Source organism: Ruegeria sp. CDSC021, from assembly GCF_059610845.1.
Window position 1 is genome coordinate 423,728 of record NZ_JBXWOK010000001.1, and the last position, 16,330, is coordinate 440,057.

Below are 16,330 nucleotides of genomic sequence, written 5' to 3' on the forward strand. Positions count from 1 at the left end.
TCGTACACCCAATTCGTGATAGGAGACGAAAGCTTGCTCTGAGCCCAAACCTGCCGAGAAAGCGCCAACCTGCTTATAAGTTGACACTTGTCAAGGATCGAGACTTTTAGTTCACCTACTCTGACAATGGATTGTCCACTACTTAGGCGCTTCCGACATGAACGGATTTATCCAAATTGGTATAGCAATCAGTATTATAGTTTGGGCAGTTCCCTCAACTGCCCAGAGGGCGAATCCCCATTTGATCTACGAAGAGAATTGCGCGTCTTGTCACCTGCCGCATGCAGGAGATTTTGTCTCCGAAAAATTGATTGTGTCAGAAAGCGGCATTGTCGGAAAAGCTTCTGGTCGTCCCGTCATTGATTATCTGAAGGCAGGACACGGCGAGTTGTCAGACGAAGAAATCAATGTGCTGATAGAACAGTTTGAGTTCATCCAAGAATCTGGCCGTCTATTCCAAGAAAAATGCATTATTTGCCACGACAACGCCGCCGAATTTGCGCGCCAAAAGTTGATCTTGCGCGATGACATAGTTACGGGCCGGTACACAGACAGAGATGTCGCAGAGTTTTTGTTGCAGCACGGACGGCTCGATGCTTCTGAGGCACAAAAGATGGTTGAGGTCCTTATGCGCCAACTTCAGGTAAAATAAAGAGCATCAAAATACCACGCGATGCAGGTCGGTTCTTAGCCTTAATTCGGGCATTAGGTCTATGCATTGATAGGCAGTTTTGTCCGCACACCAGACACCCAGAAACATCGCCGAGGCCAGAGAGCCTCGGCTTTCATTGCTTACTCTTCCGTCTCGTCCTCATCACCCTGATCTGCGATCCAGGCAACGGATACGACCTCTTCGCCTTTGCCGGTGTTGAACACCTTCACGCCACCTGCTGACCGCGAGCGGAATGAGATGCCTTCGATCGGGACCCGGATCGACTGACCTTTGGACGTGGCCAGCATGATCTGATCTTCGATATCGACGGGGAACGAGGCCACAAGTGCCCCGCCGCGCATCGCCTTATCCATCGCCGCAACACCCATGCCACCGCGCCCGCGGACCGGGTAGTCGTGGCTGGAGCTCAGCTTGCCTGCACCGCCCGTGGTGATCGTCAGGATCATGTTTTCGGCAGCGGACATTTCGGCATAGCGTTCCTGCGTGATGGTGCCGGGGGTTGCTTCATCCTCATCCGTCTCACCGTCATCGGCGATGCCTGCCACTGCGCGGCGCATCTTGAGATAGGCGGCGCGTTCATCCGGATCAGCTTCGAAGTGGCGGATCACCGACATCGAGACGACACGGTCGCCACCGCTCAGCCTTATACCCCGAACACCGGTAGATTCGCGTGAGTTGAACACGCGCACATCAGTGGTGCGGAACCGGATTGCGCGGCCCGAATTGGTGACCAGCATCACATCTTCGTCTTCAGAGCAGATGCGTGCATTCACCAGTTCGATGCCTTCGGGCAATTTCATCGCAATCTTGCCGTTGCGGCGGACATTGGTGAAATCCGACAGTCGGTTCCGGCGCACATCGCCTGCGCTGGTGGCAAAGATGATCTGTAGGTTTTCCCATTCTTCGTCCGGCACATCCACGGGCATGATCGCCGCGATGGAAACCCCGGTCGGAATCGGCAGGATGTTGACAATGGCCTTGCCCTTGCCAGTGCGCCCGGATTGCGGCAGACGCCAGGTTTTGAGCTTGTAGACCATCCCGTCAGTGGTGAAGAACAACAACTGTGTATGCGTGTTCGCCACGAAGAGGTTGGTAACGACGTCCTCTTCCTTGGTCTGCATTCCCGACAGGCCCTTGCCGCCCCGCTTTTGCGCGCGGAAATCGGCCAGCGGAGTACGTTTGATGTAGCCGCCCGACGTGACGGTCACGACCATATCCTCACGCTCGATCAGGTCCTCGTCTTCCATGTCGCCGGACCAATCGACGATCTCGGTGCGACGGGGCACGGCAAACTGTTCACGCACGCTGCGCAGCTCATCCCCGATGATCGACATGATACGCTCTCGCGAGGACAGAATATCCAGGTATTCCTGGATCTTACCCGCCAGTTCTTCCAGTTCGTCCGTAACCTCTTTGACACCGATCTGGGTCAATCGCTGCAGGCGCAGGTCGAGGATCGCGCGGGCCTGAACTTCGGTCAGGTTATAGGTGCCGTCGTCGTTCATCATCGACAGAGGGTCGTCGATCAGGCGCAGATAGCTTTCGATTTCAGCCGCGGGCCAGCGGCGGGTCATCAGCTTTTCACGCGCTTGCGCGGCGTCAGCGGATGACCGGATGGTTGCAACCACCTCATCCACATTCGAAACTGCCACGGCCAAACCGCACAGGATGTGACTGCGTTCGCGGGCCTTGCGCAGGTCGTAAGCCGTACGGCGCGCAACAACGTCTTCGCGGAAATCGATAAAGCTGGTCAGGAAGCGGCGCAGAGTCAGTTGCTCGGGTCGCCCACCATTCAGAGCCAGCATATTGCAGCCAAACGAGGTTTGCATCGGCGAAAACCGGAACAGTTGGTTCAGAACCACTTCGGGCGTGGCATCACGTTTCAGTTCGACCACAACGCGTACGCCGTTACGGTCGGATTCGTCCTGAACGTGGCTGACGCCTTCAATCCTCTTCTCACGCACGGCCTCGGCGATCTTTTCGATCATCGAAGCCTTGTTCACCTGATATGGAATCTCATCAACCACGATGGCATAGCGGTCTTTGCGGATTTCCTCGACGCGGGTCTTGGAGCGGATTATGACGCTGCCGCGCCCTTCCAAATAGGCTTTGCGCGCGCCGGACCGGCCCAGCATTACGCCGCCGGTCGGGAAGTCGGGGCCTGGAACATACTCGATCAGCTGCTCGGAAGTCAGATCGGGATCGTCGATCAGGGCGAGGGTGGCATCGACCACCTCACCAAGATTATGCGGCGGGATATTGGTCGCCATGCCCACGGCAATGCCGCCAGCGCCGTTGACCAGCATGTTCGGGAACCGTGCGGGCAAGACTGTCGGCTCTCTGTCTTTGCCGTCATAGTTGTCCTGAAAATCGACGGTGTCTTTCTCGATATCCGCCAGCAGAGAGGCGGCGGGCTTGTCCATCCGCACTTCGGTATAGCGCATGGCCGCCGGGTTATCGCCGTCCATCGAGCCAAAGTTGCCCTGACCATCCAGCAGCGGCAGCGACATCGAGAAATCCTGAGCCATCCGCACCAACGCGTCATAGATCGCGCTGTCGCCGTGTGGGTGGTATTTACCCATTACGTCGCCGACCGGACGGGCCGATTTGCGATAGGATTTGTCATGGGTGTTTCCGGTCTCGTGCATCGCGTAAAGGATGCGCCGATGTACCGGTTTCAACCCATCGCGCAGATCAGGAATCGCACGGCTAACAATGACCGACATCGCATAGTCCAGATAGGACGTGCGCATTTCGGATTCGATGGAGACCGTCGGGCCACCGTAAACGGGGCGTTCTGGCGGGTTTTCATCCATATTTTCAGGAACTTCTGGCGTATCGCTCACGTAAACTGCCCGTTCTGTATGCAGACTCTATATCTTGTGGATACACCTTATCAGACCCGGCACATAAGGTGCAAGCAAGCAACCATTTTGCAAGTGAGAAACTCCGGTAACATCACGGTAACATATTGTTAACTAAGGATTAGGGTGTTTTCGTGATACAATAGGGGGACCTCGCAATTAATATTGAGGTCGAAATGGAGCGCAGCGAAACGGAATTGATGCTTAAAGGATATGGGCTGACAACGGCGGAATTATTCTACCACATGCCCGACTATATCCATGTTCTGAACACCTTCATCTGGCAGGAATACGATCTGGCGCCGGATCATCCGAAACTGTTCGAGTTCATTGATTTCTGGCAGCGAGAGATCGAAGGCCCCTTACATTCTGTAAAATTCACGCACCGTAAGATGATCGCGCCCGGAGAGTGGCGCAACCAAGTTGGCGAGTTTCGGGTGAATTAGCCACCCTAGCAGATTATTGGCTGTGTAACGAAAGGGCGTGTTCCATTTGATTTTCTTAGGCTAGGGTCGTGTCCAAACCATTGATCAGCTAAGGAAATGCCGCATGCCCAGAATGTTGCTGTTTGTCGCCGCCGTTTTGCTTGGTGGGCCAGTCGCCGCTGAGGGAGTTTTGGACAAGATCAAAAAAGGCGCGGCAAACGCGGCTGACGTTGTCGGGCAAGGGGCCGAAACCGTTGGCGAGACAATCGATAAAGGCGCGAAAGCTGTTGAGGGTACGGTCGACTCGACCACCGAATTGCTAAGCAATGAGGCCACTCCGGAAGAGACGCGCGCCAAGCTGGACACATTGGCCACGCAGATTCTGGATCAGTTGCTGGCCGAAAATCCCGAAGCGCATGCGCTGTACGAGGTCTGTGCCGGCTATGCCGTGTTCGACTCGCGCAAGGTTACGGTGTTTCCAGTCTCGGCTGGGTATGGGCGGGGTGTGGCGGTGTCAAAGGACACCGGCCAGCACACATATATGAACATGGGAACAGGCGGCGTGGGTGGCGCGATCGGCATCGGCGGCTTTGAATCCAAGTTTGTGATCATGTTCGAAACCCCTGCTGATCTGGATAAGTTCATCACCCAGGGCTATGACGCGACGGCCGAAACCCGCGCCATGTACGGCGATGAAAACACGACGGAAACCGTGCGCTTCACCGATGGCCGGTCTTTTTTTGAACTGTCCAAGAAAGGGTGGCGCGTGGCAGCGGGCGCGTCGGGCTCAAAGTTCTGGAAATCGCCGGAACTGAACTGATCACCCCGAACAGCTGGCCCCGCCCAGGACGCAGAATTTGGCGCAATGCGGATGGTTCAGATGCACGTCCGCTTCCGCCTCGGCCAGCGTATGGCCCATCTCGAATTCCGGCTCATAAGGCAGCAGCGTGCAGGCCAGAACAGCCGGTTTTTCAGCGCGTTTGCGTTTGACCACCATCCGGGCGCTGGCACACATCACGGATGCAGGAGATTTGTTCAGGATACCCCAGCAGGCGGTGGTGATTTCCGGCACTTCCACGGTCTCGTCCATTTCCGGGAAAAGGACCGTTCGCGCAGGGTCATGCGCGTCGATGCCAAACCCGTGGTGGTTGAATAACGTAGCATATCCCTGACGGCTTTTTTCATCGTCCTCGCCCCATACGGTTCTGCCGGCAACAGCCATCCGGAATCCGCCATCGCGTAGCCACTTCATACCTTCCACGGTTTTGTCAAAACTGCCTTTGCCACGTTCCTTATCGTGCAGGTCGGCACGATAATGGTCGAGCGATACCCGCAGCGTCAGTTTCCCAGCGTAGTCGCGCTGAAGTTCAGTCAATCCCTCGCGCATCTTCTGGCGCATCATTGGCCGCATCGCGTTGGTCAGGATCAACACCTCATAGCCGCGTTCCAGCGCCGCGCGTGCCATCTCGATCATGTCGGGGTTCATGAACGGCTCACCACCGGTAAAGCCAATCTCACGCACGGGCCAGTTTCTGTCTTCGATCTGGTCCAGATAGTCCCGCACTTCACCCGCCGAGATATAGACCAACGCATCATTGGTCGGGCTGCTTTCGATATAGCAGTTCACACATTCGATGTTGCACAGAGTCCCGGTATTGAACCAGAGCGTCTCGGGGTTGGTCAACGCCACCGAGGCACGAGTCTGGCCATCCGCTGTCACCAATTTGTTTTGAAACTTGCCGATATTGACGATCTGAGGGGCGTTGTCTTTCATTCCGGTTTCCGGTTCTTTTCTGTTGTCACCTTGAATTAGAGGTTTCAGACCGTTTCGCAAAGTGAGACATGGGTGAACTGACAGAGAATTGATGTCGCGGAAATCCGCAAAAATGGTTGCGCTAACATTGGACATTGAGCATAGGGCAAGGTAAGGAAAACACATGGTTTCTCGCGTCATACCTGTAGACCCCTTTGATCTGGTCATTTTTGGCGGAACCGGCGATCTGGCGCAGGGTAAAATCCTGCCCGCTCTGTTTCGCCGGTTTTGTGCTGGCCAGTGGGCTGAACGCGCGCAAGTAATCGGGGCGGCCCGAACGGATTATGACCGTGACAAGTTCCGCAATTTGGTCCGCAACTCGCTTGAGGCACATGCCGGACGACACAGTCAGGACACCGCTGCGCTGAACGCGTTTTTGCAGCGGGTTGATTATGTGACATTGGATGCTGTTGCGGATCATGGCTGGGCCGAGCTTGCGCAGAAACTTCAGCCGGATCGGGTTCGGGCGTTCTATTTTTCGGTGGGGCCGCGGTTGTTTGGCCCTCTGGCGGAACGGATCGAGGTGTATGATCTGACAACGCCGCAGACGAGGATCGTGGTTGAAAAACCCTTTGGCCATGATCTGGAAAGTGCACGGGCTTTGAATGCCACGCTGGCCGCGCATTTCAGGGAAAGTCAAATCTATCGAATCGACCACTATCTGGGCAAGGAAACCGTCCAAAACCTGATGGCTGTACGGTTCGGCAACATGTTGTTCGAACCACTTTGGAACAGCCAGTATGTCGACCATATCCAGATCACCGTAGCCGAATCCGTCGGAATTAACGGCCGTGAAGAGTATTACGAGCGCGCAGGCGCGATGCGCGACATGATGCAGAACCACCTGATGCAGCTTTTGTGCCTGATCGCCATGGAACCTCCGGCCAAGTTCGACCCGGATGCGGTGCGCGATGAAAAGCTCAAGGTCATTCGCGCTCTGGACCCGGTAAAGCCGCATCATATCGTGCGGGGGCAGTTTGAGGGCGAAAGTTCAAGTTACCGCAAAGCCGTTGGAAATCCGCGCTCGACCACGGAAAGCTATGTGGCGCTGCGGGCGCATATCAGCAACTGGCGATGGGCGGGAACACCGTTCTACTTGCGCACGGGCAAGCGCCTTGTGGCCCGGTCTTCGGTGATCAATGTGATGTTCAAAGACGCGCCGCACTCGATCTTTGGAGCGGATGCCGGGCGTCATGCGAATGCGCTGTCGATCCGCCTGCAGCCAAATGAGGGCATCACGCTGAAAGTAACGATCAAAGAGCCCGGGCAAGGCGGCATGCGTTTGGTCGACGTGCCCTTGGACATGAGCTTTGCCGAGGCCCTGGGCGCCGAGAACCAGGACCCGCCAGACGCCTATGAACGTCTGGTGATGGATGTGATCCGAGGCAATCAGACGCTGTTCATGCGCGGTGATGAGGTCGAGGCCGCCTGGGCCTGGACAGACCCGATCATCGCAGGATGGCAGGCGCGTGGCGATGTGCCGAAACCTTATGAGAGCGGCAGCACTGGGCCAGGCGACGCCGAGCTGCTGATGAAACGGGACGGTCGCCGTTGGCAAGGGATAAACCCATGAAAATTCAGGAATACGCCGACCGGGATATGCTAGCCATCGACGTGGCCAATGCTATCGCCGGAGATCTTGAGGCGGCGCTGCTGCATCACGATCTGGTCTCTTTTGCTGTGCCGGGCGGTACCACACCCGGGCCGGTCTTTGACGGATTGTGTGCCGCTGATTTGGATTGGGACCGGGTCCGAATTCTGCCAACGGATGAACGGTGCGTGCCCAGCGACAGCGATCGCGCAAATGCGCGGCTGATCCAAGAGCGTTTGCTGACCAATCGCGCCTCGGTCGCGCAATATGTGCCGCTGTATCTGGATGGCAAAGATCCGGAATCGGTGCTGCCCGAAATTGAGAGCTTGATTGCGCCTGTGCTGCCTCTTTCGGTTCTCATGCTGGGTATGGGCGAAGATATGCACACCGCCTCGCTGTTTCCGGGGATGGACGGGTTGGCCGCCGCATTGGACGGGCATGCGCCACCTTTGGCCGTGGCCCGACCCGAAGTTCAGCCCGAGGCGCGGATTACATTAACGGCTCCGGTCTTGGACGGCGCATTGTCTAAGCATCTGGTGATTTTTGGGGAAACCAAACGCAAGGCGCTGGACCGGGCCATGTCCCTGCATCCCAAAGAGGCGCCGATTGCTGCTGTGTTGGGCGGCATGACGGTCCATTGGGCGGAGTAGAGTTATGAACCTGGATACTCTCAAGGCATTTGCGTCAGATGGCGGTCGTTCCATTTTGGACTTGTTCGAACAAGACGTGGATCGGGCACAGGTTTTCTCGACCTCAACGGGCGATATGCTGTTTGACTATTCAAAGACGCAGATTGACGCAGACATTCGCGCAGCCCTGATCCGCCTATGCGACGAGGCGGGGCTTGCCGACAGGCGCGACGCGATGTTTGCGGGTGCCAAGATCAATGAAACCGAAGAACGCTCGGTTCTGCATTCGGCATTGCGGAATCTGGATGGCGGTCCGGTCGACGTGGATGGTCTGGATGTCATGCCTGGCGTTCTGGATACGCTACAGCGGATGCGTGTCTTTGCCGAAGAGGTCCGTGGGGGGGCCGTGTCCGGGGCAGGGGGCAGCTTTACCGATGTGGTGAATATCGGAATTGGTGGGTCTGATCTGGGACCGGTTATGGCCACGCATGCGCTGGCTCCGTATCACGACGGGCCGCGGCTGCATTATGTCTCGAATGTAGACGGGGCACATATTGCCGATGTTCTACGGCAGCTGGATCCGACGCGGACACTTGTGATTGTCGCGTCCAAGACGTTCACGACCATTGAAACCATGACCAATGCCCGCACCGCGCGCGCCTGGATGGTCGATGGCGGTGGGGAGCCGGCCCGACAGTTTGCTGCGGTTTCCAGCGCTTTGGACAAGACTCAGGCCTTTGGCATTCCCGAACAGCGCGTGTTTGGTTTCGCCGATTGGGTCGGGGGGCGTTATTCGGTTTGGGGGCCTGTGGGCCTGCCGGTGATGATTGCCGTAGGCTCGACGGCCTTTGACGCGTTTTTGCGTGGTGGACAGGCAATGGACGTGCATTTTTGCGCCGCCGATTGGTCCGAGAATATGCCGGTGATGTTGGCTTTGACCGGTGTCTGGCATCGGCAGGTTCTGGGATATGCCAGCCGGGCCGTACTGCCATACGATCAGCGTCTCCTGCGCTTGCCCGCATATTTTCAGCAGCTCGAGATGGAGTCGAATGGCAAATCCGTTGCCATGGACGGCTGCGCGCTGACCATTCCTTCGGGTCCGGTGGTCTGGGGTGAGCCTGGTACCAATGGTCAGCATGCGTTTTATCAGCTGATCCATCAGGGCACAGACGTTATCCCTTGCGAGTTCATGGTCGCTGCCGAGGGACATGAGCCCGAGCTGACCCACCATCACCGTCTGCTGCTGGCCAACTGTCTGGCCCAGTCCGAGGCGCTGATGCGCGGCCGATCGCTGGACGAGGCGCGGCAGCGCATGGCCGACAAAGGGTTGACGGGTGAAGAATGCGAACGTCAGGCCCGACATCGGGTGTTTGCTGGCAATCGTCCCTCGACCACGCTGATGTACCCCAAGCTAACGCCTTTTGTTCTGGGTCAGATCATTGCCCTGTATGAGCATCGCGTATTCGTCGAAGGGGTCCTGTTGGGGATCAACTCTTTTGACCAGTGGGGCGTTGAACTGGGCAAGGAACTGGCGACTTCACTGGGGCCAATCGTGGACGGTGCAGAAGGTACCGAGACCAAAGACGGGTCAACCGCCGCCCTTGTTGCCTATGCCATGTTGCACCGGGAAACCGAATAAAAGCCAGCTTTGCCGCCCTGGCATGATGCATTCTTCTATTGTCAGACAATTAAATGCTTGGCAGGATTTCTTTTGACCGCGCCGATTGCAGAAAATGCGTGGCAAACAAGAAGGTGCTGCAAAAAGCGGCCCCGACACAGGGAGAATGTCCATGCTGGGACAAATGATGACGCAACCGTTGCTGATCTCGTCACTGATCGAGCATGCCGATCGCTATCATGGCCAAACCGAGATTTATTCTGTCGAAACTGACGGCAGCTTGACCGAAACGAACTGGTCGCAAGTCGCCGAGAACGCGCGAAAATTGGGTTCTGCACTGTTAGGTCTTGGGCTGGAACCGCACGCTCGGGTAGCGACATTGGCATGGAACAACCGCCGCCATCTGGAAATCTACTATGGCACTTCGGGTGCTGGATTCGTCTGCCACACCGTAAACCCCAGGCTGTTTCCAGAGCAACTGACCTATATCATCAATCATGCGCAGGACCGGGTTCTGTTTTTCGACGCCACATTCATCCCGCTTGTCGCCGCTTTGAAGGACCAACTGACAGAGGTGCAGCATTTCGTGTTAATGGGTCCGCGGAATGATGACGCAATCGCGCAGGTTCCAGGGGTGCAGTTCTATGATGAGCTGATCGAAACCGGTGATTCCGGCTTTCAATGGCCCAGACTGGACGAAAACACAGCCTCAAGCCTTTGTTACACCTCGGGCACAACCGGAAACCCCAAGGGGGTGCTCTATTCCCATCGCTCGACAGTTTTGCACAGTTTTGGATCCAACACGCGTGACGTGATCGGGTTTTCGGCGATGGATGTGGTACTCCCAGTTGTACCGATGTTCCATGTGAACGCTTGGGGATCGCCGTACGCTTGCGCGATGTCGGGGTCTCGGATGGTATTACCGGGACCAGATTTGCATGGCGAGGCATTGGTCAATTTGATTGACAACTATGGGGTGACACTGGCCATGGGCGTGCCGACGATCTGGCAGGGTCTGCTGGCCTCTGCCAAGAAGTCGGGCAGTCAACTGTCCAGTCTTGAGCGCACAGTTATTGGTGGGGCCGCATGTCCGCCGTCGATGATCGAGAGGTTCCGCGAAACCTACGGTGTCGATACAGTCCACGCCTGGGGGATGAGCGAGATGAGCCCGCTGGGAACAGCGAACCAGCCCTTGGCGAAACATGGAAAACTGCCCAAAGAAGAGCAGTATGGGCTTCGGGAAAGTCAGGGCCGTCCTTGTTATGGGGTCGAATTGAAAATCGTTGATGATCTGGGCAATGAGCTTCCGCGCGACGGTGAAACACAGGGAGACCTGATGGTGCGCGGATACTGGGTATTGGACAGCTATTTCATGATGCAGGATCAGGGTCTGCTGCAAGACGGTTGGTTTGCCACTGGCGACGTGGCGACACTGGACCCGGACGGGTATATGACGATCCGAGATCGCTCAAAGGACATCATCAAATCCGGCGGTGAATGGATCAGTTCGGTCGAGCTCGAAAATATCGCGGTGGCACATCCAAAGCTGGCAGGCGCAGCCGTTGTGGGTGTGCCGCATCCGAAATGGGACGAACGGCCCGTTCTTGTGGCGGTGAAAGCCGAGGGGGCAAACCCAAGCGAAGAAGAATTGCTGGCGTTTTTTGGTGGTAAGATCGCCAAGTGGCAGATCCCGGACAGGGTAGTCTTTGTGGACGCGCTGCCACTGAACGCGACTGGCAAGATCCTGAAACGCAACCTGCGGGAAGACTTCAAAGATGTGCTGAGTACCTAGCGCAAGATCACTGGCCTGGCAGACACAAGCGAGATGGTTTGCCGGGTTTTCTGACTTCGCGGCGAACGTAGATCTATAGCCCCTCAGCCTTCTGAAGTTCCACGCCTGAAATCTGCCAGTTTGGGCTTCCTCGTGCGCCTGAAATACTCGAATGAACTGCCGGGCCAGTTGGTGGTTATCCGCTCGCCATCTTTGTAATAGCTGCGCTCGATCCGCGCCCACTGACTTTTGGCAAGACGCTGTTGCATCTCGTCATCGAAACGCAATGCCGCCTCAGGTTTTACTTCGATCGTGCCGTGATCGGCCGCCTTGATAAGTTGGATGACAAAACCGATTTGCGCTTCGATCATGGCCAGTACCGTCGTGTGGCCAAGGTTTGTGTTTGGTCCGTAAATAATGTGCAGATTAGGGAATTTGGGAACCGAGATGCCAAGATAGGCCCGCGCACCACCTTCATCCCAAACATCGCGCAACAAGATACCATCACGTCCCTTGATATCAATAGCTTGCAGGAAGGGGTTGGATTGGAACCCAGTGCCAAGAATGACCACATCATGGTTGCGTTCGGTACCGTCTGTGGTCTTGATCCCGTCTTTGGTGAAACAGTCGATTCCGTCCGTCACTAACTCAACCTTGTCCTGGTTTAAAGTCTGATAGTAGCTGTCCGAGACCAAAAGGCGACGCGCGCCGGGCGGGTATTTTGGTCGAAGCTCCTCGCGGAGTTTTGGGTCCGATATCGTCTTTTCCAGATGCCGGTTCAGTATGTTCTGCATCAGCATCTCGTGCAGTTTCGATCCTTTCATGACTGGAAAGATCTTGAACTCATTCTCGGCCCAAAGGCGGAAGCGATAAAGTTTTTGAAGGAAAGGCATCGAACGCATCAGCGACTTGAAGCTCTCGCCATAGGTCTTGTTGCCTTTGGGCATGACCCAATTTGCCGTGCGTTGATAAACTGTCAAACTGCGTGCCTGTTTGGCGATCTCTGGGATGAACTGCAGCGCGCTGGCTGCATTTCCAATCACGGCAACTGATTTGTCCTTCAGGTCGATATCATGGCGCCATTCGGCAGAATGGAATATGGTTCCCCCGAAGAGTTTCATCCCCGGTATCCCAATACGGTTGGGAAAGTGCAACTGACCAACCGAGCAAACCACGTGGCGGCAGAGATAGGTTTCATCTCCATTGCCCTTGGTCGTTACAGTCCACATTTCACTGGTCGGATCGAAGCTTGCTGAAGTGACAGCGCAGCCAAGGCGTAAATGCGCGATCACTCCGAATGTTTCCGCACAATCCCGGATGTAATCCAGAATCTCTTTCTGTCCCGACCATTTTCGGCTCCAGTTCGGCGTTTTGCTGAAAGAGTAAGAATACAAATGCGAGGGCACATCGCATTCCGCACCGGGATAGGTGTTATGCTGCCAAGTGCCCCCAAATTCAGTGGCCTTGTCGAGTATTGCGAAGCTGTCGATTCCCGCTTGTCTGAGCTGGTAGCCCATACCAATGCCGCCAAAGCCAGCACCTATGATCAAACAGTTCACCTGCTTCATGATACTTCCTTATGCTCGTATGTCCGTTTCGCGACTTGCCAGTGGCGTTTCTGATCTGCCTGGTTTGGTTTTGGGACAAGCGTGACCGGCATAAAATCTTCTTTCAATTTATCTCAAGTTCACCTGAGCCTGCTAATAACTTGGGCCCAGACTAAGTTCTTCAATGCAAATGTAATTGGGAACTTATCCCTCAACTTTGAGTTGAATGGAATGAAAAAATTAGAGGATGAACCTTTGAAACCGTTTATCATCTGCCCTGAGTTATGGCGCACGGCCTGAGGCAGGGTGTTTTTATAGTCGTGAAGATTTTGGAAGATTGGCTCCGGCGGTAGGGATCGAACCTACGACCAATTGATTAACAGTCAACTGCTCTACCGCTGAGCTACGCCGGAACGGTTCGCGCCGTATAGCAACCCGACTCTTCGGCGTCCAGTGGGGAGCGTGAGTTTTTTCGTCGAAAAAACATGCACACAGCGAAGGCGGGCACCCATGACAATTTTTGGTGTGTTTTGGGGAAATTGGCTCCGGCGGTAGGGATCGAACCTACGACCAATTGATTAACAGTCAACTGCTCTACCGCTGAGCTACGCCGGAACGGTTCGCGCCATATAGCAACCCGAAATTTCGCCGTCCAGAGGGGAAGCGCGGTTTTGGAAAAAAAATTACCTCGGCATCTATGGGGTTCTGGCGAAGATCGCGCCGACAGATAATTTTGACTGCGGTGCAACCAGAAATCGGCACGTAAGATCAACGAGATGGGCGAATACATTCCGTTCGGCAGCGGGCAACAGGGCGGCGGGGGTTTCGGTATAGATTCGCTCGGCCAATTCCCGGGCGGTCCCTGGCCTGGTTTCCAATGCGGACAGAATCTGTTTTTCCCGGGCGCGCCGGTGGGTGATCAACCAATCGAGCCTTTTGGCAGGGTCGTTAATCGGTGCGCCATGCCCTGCGTGGAATACGGACCAGTTATGGTGCCCTAGCTTTTCGCAAGCCGCCATGAAATCGGTCAGATCTCCATCAGGTGGTGACACCAGTGAACTGGCCCAACCCATCACATGATCGGCGGTAAAGCAGACATCCCCCCAACCCAGCGCGATATGGTTACCAAGATGGCCGGGCGTATGGATCACATTCAACTGCCACCCTTCGGCGGCGATTACATCTCCATCTTCGACTTCGATATGCGGGCGGAACGCCGTGTCGATCCCTTCACCTCCGCCTGCGAGCCCCTGAGTAGCCAATTCGGCCATCACCTCACTGCGGCCTGCTTCGGGGCCTCCGAAAGCAATGATCTTTGCTTGCGTTCGTTCGGCCAGCGGTGCAGCAAGCGGAGAGTGGTCCAGATGAGAATGTGTGACAATGATGTGGCTGATCCGTTGTCCGGGTTTAACCGCGTTCAGGATTGCATCCAGATGGTCCGAATTGGCAGGGCCGGGGTCAATCACCGCAAGATCGGTTTGGCCAAGCAAGTAAGTATTGGTGCCGCGATATGTCATCGGAGACGGGTTGGGGGCAAGAATCCGCCTCAGGCCCGGTTGTAATTCGTCATCTCGACCTGGCATTGGATTGAAATCGTCCGGTGCTTGCATTCTGCACTCTTTCTCTCGTCTGAACAGCCCGTTAGGTTTAACCCATGACGACGCAATGGCTCAAACTTTATATGCCGCGCAGCCTGTACGCTCGGGCGGCTTTGATTCTCATTTTGCCGGTGGTGGTGATGCTGCTGGTGATCAGTGTCGCCTTTTTGCAAAAGCACCTAGAAGATGTCACTGGGCAAATGACTCGTGCCGCATCGCGTGAGGTTACGCTGGTTACGGATGTGATAGAACATTCTGAAACGCAGCATCAGGCGGTGGCCGAACTTCGGCCGGATCTGGCCGCGCTTGATATGAAACTGCGGTTTCTCGGGATAAACGAAACGCCAGTCATCGGGAATCGCCGCTGGTATGATTTCATTGCACCTCAAGTCGAATCCGAGTTGCGCGCCCTGCTTCCCGATCTTGTAGCGGTCGCCTTGCCAAGCGGGCAGGAGGCTCGATTGTATCTGCAGACGGATTTGGGTGTATTGCAGCTAACTTTCGACCGTCGGCGATTGTCCCCAACCGCGCCGCATCAGTTGATTGTGACCGTCTTGTTCTTTGCGATCATCATGACAACCATTTCGTTTTTGTACATGCGCAACCAGCTACGACCGATCACCCGTTTGGCCGAGGCTGCACAGGCGTTCGGACGCGGGCGGGTTGTTCCTTATTCGCCAGGCGGCGCGATTGAGGTGCGGGCCGCGGGCAGTGCGTTTCTGGATATGCGCGCCCGGATAGAGCGTCAGATGGAGCAGCGCACCATGATGCTGTCCGGTGTCAGTCACGATTTGCGAACGCCTTTGACGCGTCTTAAGCTTGGGCTGTCTTTGTTGCCCGAAGATGAGGCAGTGCCATTGCAACAGGACGTGGATGAAATGCAGCTATTGCTGGACTCGTTTTTGGACTTTTCCAAAGGAGCGGCAGAAGTGGCGCCGGAATCCGTAGACCCTGAGAGGTTCCTTCGGCAGATCGTCAAGGATGCGTGCAGGGCAGGGCATAAGGTCGAATTGGTAAAGGTTGATGGCGCAGGAACCGCGATGTTGCGCCCGACGGCTATTCGTCGCGCGGTAGAGAATTTGATCGGGAATGCGGTCAGGTATGGAAATCGCGCTGAGATCAGCCTGTCGGTCTCTTCCAAATCGCTGCGTATCCGCGTTGAAGATGATGGTCCGGGTATTCCGCCCGAGCAGCGCACCGAAGCGGTCAAACCTTTCTCGCGATTGGATCCGGCGCGCAACCAGAATCGGGGCAGCGGTGTTGGTCTAGGGTTGGCCATTGTGGCAGATGTCGCCCGAGCCCATGGCGGCGTGCTTCGATTGGGCAAAAGCGAACATCTGGGCGGTCTGTGTGCCGATATTATCATCGGTCGCTAGAGCATCGTGCACCGGACCTCTGCTCTGCCAAATCTGGTGTGAGTTCATCTTGGATTGTCGGATGTTCAGTGACCGATAAACTGATTCAAGCGCCTGAAAAGTTACCGGGATATCCCGGGCGGGAATCGAAGATATGTCCTGAAACCGTGGGGCACTTGCCTCGCAACCTATTGTTAGGTCGTGGAGCATCTCTCTCTATTTTCGGGCCAATCGAGCGTTGTTTTTAAAGGGAAATTTGCGGATTTTGGTAGGCCCGGAGGGACTCGAACCCCCAACCAAAGCGTTATGAGCGCTCTGCTCTAACCAATTGAGCTACAGGCCCGCCTAGGCGCTTTGCCTATCATGGTGAACGCCCGCGTCAAGCCTGACCGTTGCAACATCTCCAACAATCGACTAACCCGCGCGGGAACCATTCAAAAGAGGTT

General features: G+C 55.7%; 12 protein-coding genes and 3 tRNA genes. 8 read left to right on the forward strand and 7 right to left on the reverse strand.

Annotated features, from left to right (window positions below):
• Positions 1–157 precede the first annotated feature (157 nt).
• The gene (locus tag AC2FGB_RS02125; RefSeq protein ID WP_271947312.1) at positions 158–652 is read left to right on the forward strand and encodes a hypothetical protein; all 495 of its coding nucleotides are present in this window, start codon (positions 158–160) and stop codon (positions 650–652) included.
• A gap of 140 nt (positions 653–792) precedes the next feature.
• Here the strand turns inward: AC2FGB_RS02125 and gyrA are convergent, their stop codons facing one another.
• The gene (gene gyrA, locus AC2FGB_RS02130; RefSeq protein WP_496693509.1) at positions 793–3,489 is read right to left on the reverse strand and encodes a DNA gyrase subunit A; all 2,697 of its coding nucleotides are present in this window, start codon (positions 3,487–3,489) and stop codon (positions 793–795) included.
• A 224-nt stretch (positions 3,490–3,713) separates the two neighbouring features.
• On the opposite strand from gyrA, the gene AC2FGB_RS02135 reads away from it, so the two are divergent.
• Positions 3,714–3,983, forward strand: a complete 270-nt coding sequence (locus AC2FGB_RS02135) for an usg protein (protein WP_142633572.1) — start codon at positions 3,714–3,716, stop codon at positions 3,981–3,983.
• A 103-nt stretch (positions 3,984–4,086) separates the two neighbouring features.
• Positions 4,087–4,782: a lipid-binding SYLF domain-containing protein gene (locus tag AC2FGB_RS02140; protein WP_221929471.1), complete on the forward strand. Its 696-nt coding sequence runs from the start codon at positions 4,087–4,089 to the stop codon at positions 4,780–4,782.
• On the opposite strand, the gene AC2FGB_RS02145 is transcribed toward AC2FGB_RS02140, so the two are convergent.
• Complete coding sequence (locus AC2FGB_RS02145) at positions 4,783–5,736, reverse strand: radical SAM protein (RefSeq protein ID WP_496693472.1); 954 nt, start codon at positions 5,734–5,736, stop codon at positions 4,783–4,785.
• A 163-nt stretch (positions 5,737–5,899) separates the two neighbouring features.
• Between AC2FGB_RS02145 and zwf the strand changes: the two genes are divergently transcribed.
• From zwf to AC2FGB_RS02165, 4 genes are all read left to right on the forward strand, one after another.
• A complete protein-coding gene (gene zwf / locus AC2FGB_RS02150; RefSeq protein ID WP_496693473.1) occupies positions 5,900–7,348 on the forward strand; it encodes a glucose-6-phosphate dehydrogenase in 1,449 nt (482 codons plus the stop codon).
• Positions 7,345–8,016: a 6-phosphogluconolactonase gene (pgl, locus tag AC2FGB_RS02155; protein ID WP_142633575.1), complete on the forward strand. Its 672-nt coding sequence runs from the start codon at positions 7,345–7,347 to the stop codon at positions 8,014–8,016. Before zwf ends, pgl begins: the two co-directional genes overlap by 4 nt.
• 4 nt (positions 8,017–8,020) lie before the next feature.
• The gene (pgi, locus tag AC2FGB_RS02160; protein ID WP_496693474.1) at positions 8,021–9,634 is read left to right on the forward strand and encodes a glucose-6-phosphate isomerase; all 1,614 of its coding nucleotides are present in this window, start codon (positions 8,021–8,023) and stop codon (positions 9,632–9,634) included.
• 151 nt (positions 9,635–9,785) lie between these two features.
• Entirely contained in the window at positions 9,786–11,405 is a 1,620-nt protein-coding gene (locus AC2FGB_RS02165) for a long-chain-fatty-acid--CoA ligase (RefSeq protein WP_496693475.1), read from the forward strand.
• 83 nt (positions 11,406–11,488) lie between these two features.
• On the opposite strand, the gene AC2FGB_RS02170 is transcribed toward AC2FGB_RS02165, so the two are convergent.
• The 4 genes from AC2FGB_RS02170 to AC2FGB_RS02185 all read right to left on the reverse strand — a co-directional run bounded on the left by AC2FGB_RS02170 (position 11,489) and on the right by AC2FGB_RS02185 (position 14,541).
• Positions 11,489–12,952, reverse strand: coding sequence for a flavin-containing monooxygenase (locus tag AC2FGB_RS02170; protein ID WP_496693476.1), 1,464 nt, complete (start codon positions 12,950–12,952; stop codon positions 11,489–11,491).
• A gap of 317 nt (positions 12,953–13,269) precedes the next feature.
• Positions 13,270–13,344, reverse strand: a tRNA-Asn gene (locus AC2FGB_RS02175).
• 127 nt (positions 13,345–13,471) lie between these two features.
• Positions 13,472–13,546 (reverse strand) — tRNA-Asn (locus AC2FGB_RS02180).
• An 80-nt stretch (positions 13,547–13,626) separates the two neighbouring features.
• Positions 13,627–14,541, reverse strand: coding sequence for an MBL fold metallo-hydrolase (locus AC2FGB_RS02185; RefSeq protein WP_496693477.1), 915 nt, complete (start codon positions 14,539–14,541; stop codon positions 13,627–13,629).
• A gap of 44 nt (positions 14,542–14,585) precedes the next feature.
• Between AC2FGB_RS02185 and AC2FGB_RS02190 the strand changes: the two genes are divergently transcribed.
• Positions 14,586–15,905, forward strand: coding sequence for an ATP-binding protein (locus AC2FGB_RS02190; RefSeq protein ID WP_496693478.1), 1,320 nt, complete (start codon positions 14,586–14,588; stop codon positions 15,903–15,905).
• 245 nt (positions 15,906–16,150) lie between these two features.
• Here the strand turns inward: AC2FGB_RS02190 and AC2FGB_RS02195 are convergent.
• Positions 16,151–16,227 (reverse strand) — tRNA-Ile (locus tag AC2FGB_RS02195).
• Positions 16,228–16,330 lie beyond the last annotated feature (103 nt).

What these genes read in the sequence shown, in the direction of transcription:
- AC2FGB_RS02125 (WP_271947312.1), top strand. Translation starts at nt 158, where the DNA reads ATGAACGGATTTATCCAAATTGGTATAGCAATCAGTATTATAGTTTGG.
- gyrA (WP_496693509.1), bottom strand. Translation starts at nt 3,489, where the DNA reads ATGGATGAAAACCCGCCAGAACGCCCCGTTTACGGTGGCCCGACGGTC.
- AC2FGB_RS02135 (WP_142633572.1), top strand. Translation starts at nt 3,714, where the DNA reads ATGGAGCGCAGCGAAACGGAATTGATGCTTAAAGGATATGGGCTGACA.
- AC2FGB_RS02140 (WP_221929471.1), top strand. Translation starts at nt 4,087, where the DNA reads ATGCCCAGAATGTTGCTGTTTGTCGCCGCCGTTTTGCTTGGTGGGCCA.
- AC2FGB_RS02145 (WP_496693472.1), bottom strand. Translation starts at nt 5,736, where the DNA reads ATGAAAGACAACGCCCCTCAGATCGTCAATATCGGCAAGTTTCAAAAC.
- zwf (WP_496693473.1), top strand. Translation starts at nt 5,900, where the DNA reads ATGGTTTCTCGCGTCATACCTGTAGACCCCTTTGATCTGGTCATTTTT.
- pgl (WP_142633575.1), top strand. Translation starts at nt 7,345, where the DNA reads ATGAAAATTCAGGAATACGCCGACCGGGATATGCTAGCCATCGACGTG.
- pgi (WP_496693474.1), top strand. Translation starts at nt 8,021, where the DNA reads ATGAACCTGGATACTCTCAAGGCATTTGCGTCAGATGGCGGTCGTTCC.
- AC2FGB_RS02165 (WP_496693475.1), top strand. Translation starts at nt 9,786, where the DNA reads ATGCTGGGACAAATGATGACGCAACCGTTGCTGATCTCGTCACTGATC.
- AC2FGB_RS02170 (WP_496693476.1), bottom strand. Translation starts at nt 12,952, where the DNA reads ATGAAGCAGGTGAACTGTTTGATCATAGGTGCTGGCTTTGGCGGCATT.
- AC2FGB_RS02185 (WP_496693477.1), bottom strand. Translation starts at nt 14,541, where the DNA reads ATGCAAGCACCGGACGATTTCAATCCAATGCCAGGTCGAGATGACGAA.
- AC2FGB_RS02190 (WP_496693478.1), top strand. Translation starts at nt 14,586, where the DNA reads ATGACGACGCAATGGCTCAAACTTTATATGCCGCGCAGCCTGTACGCT.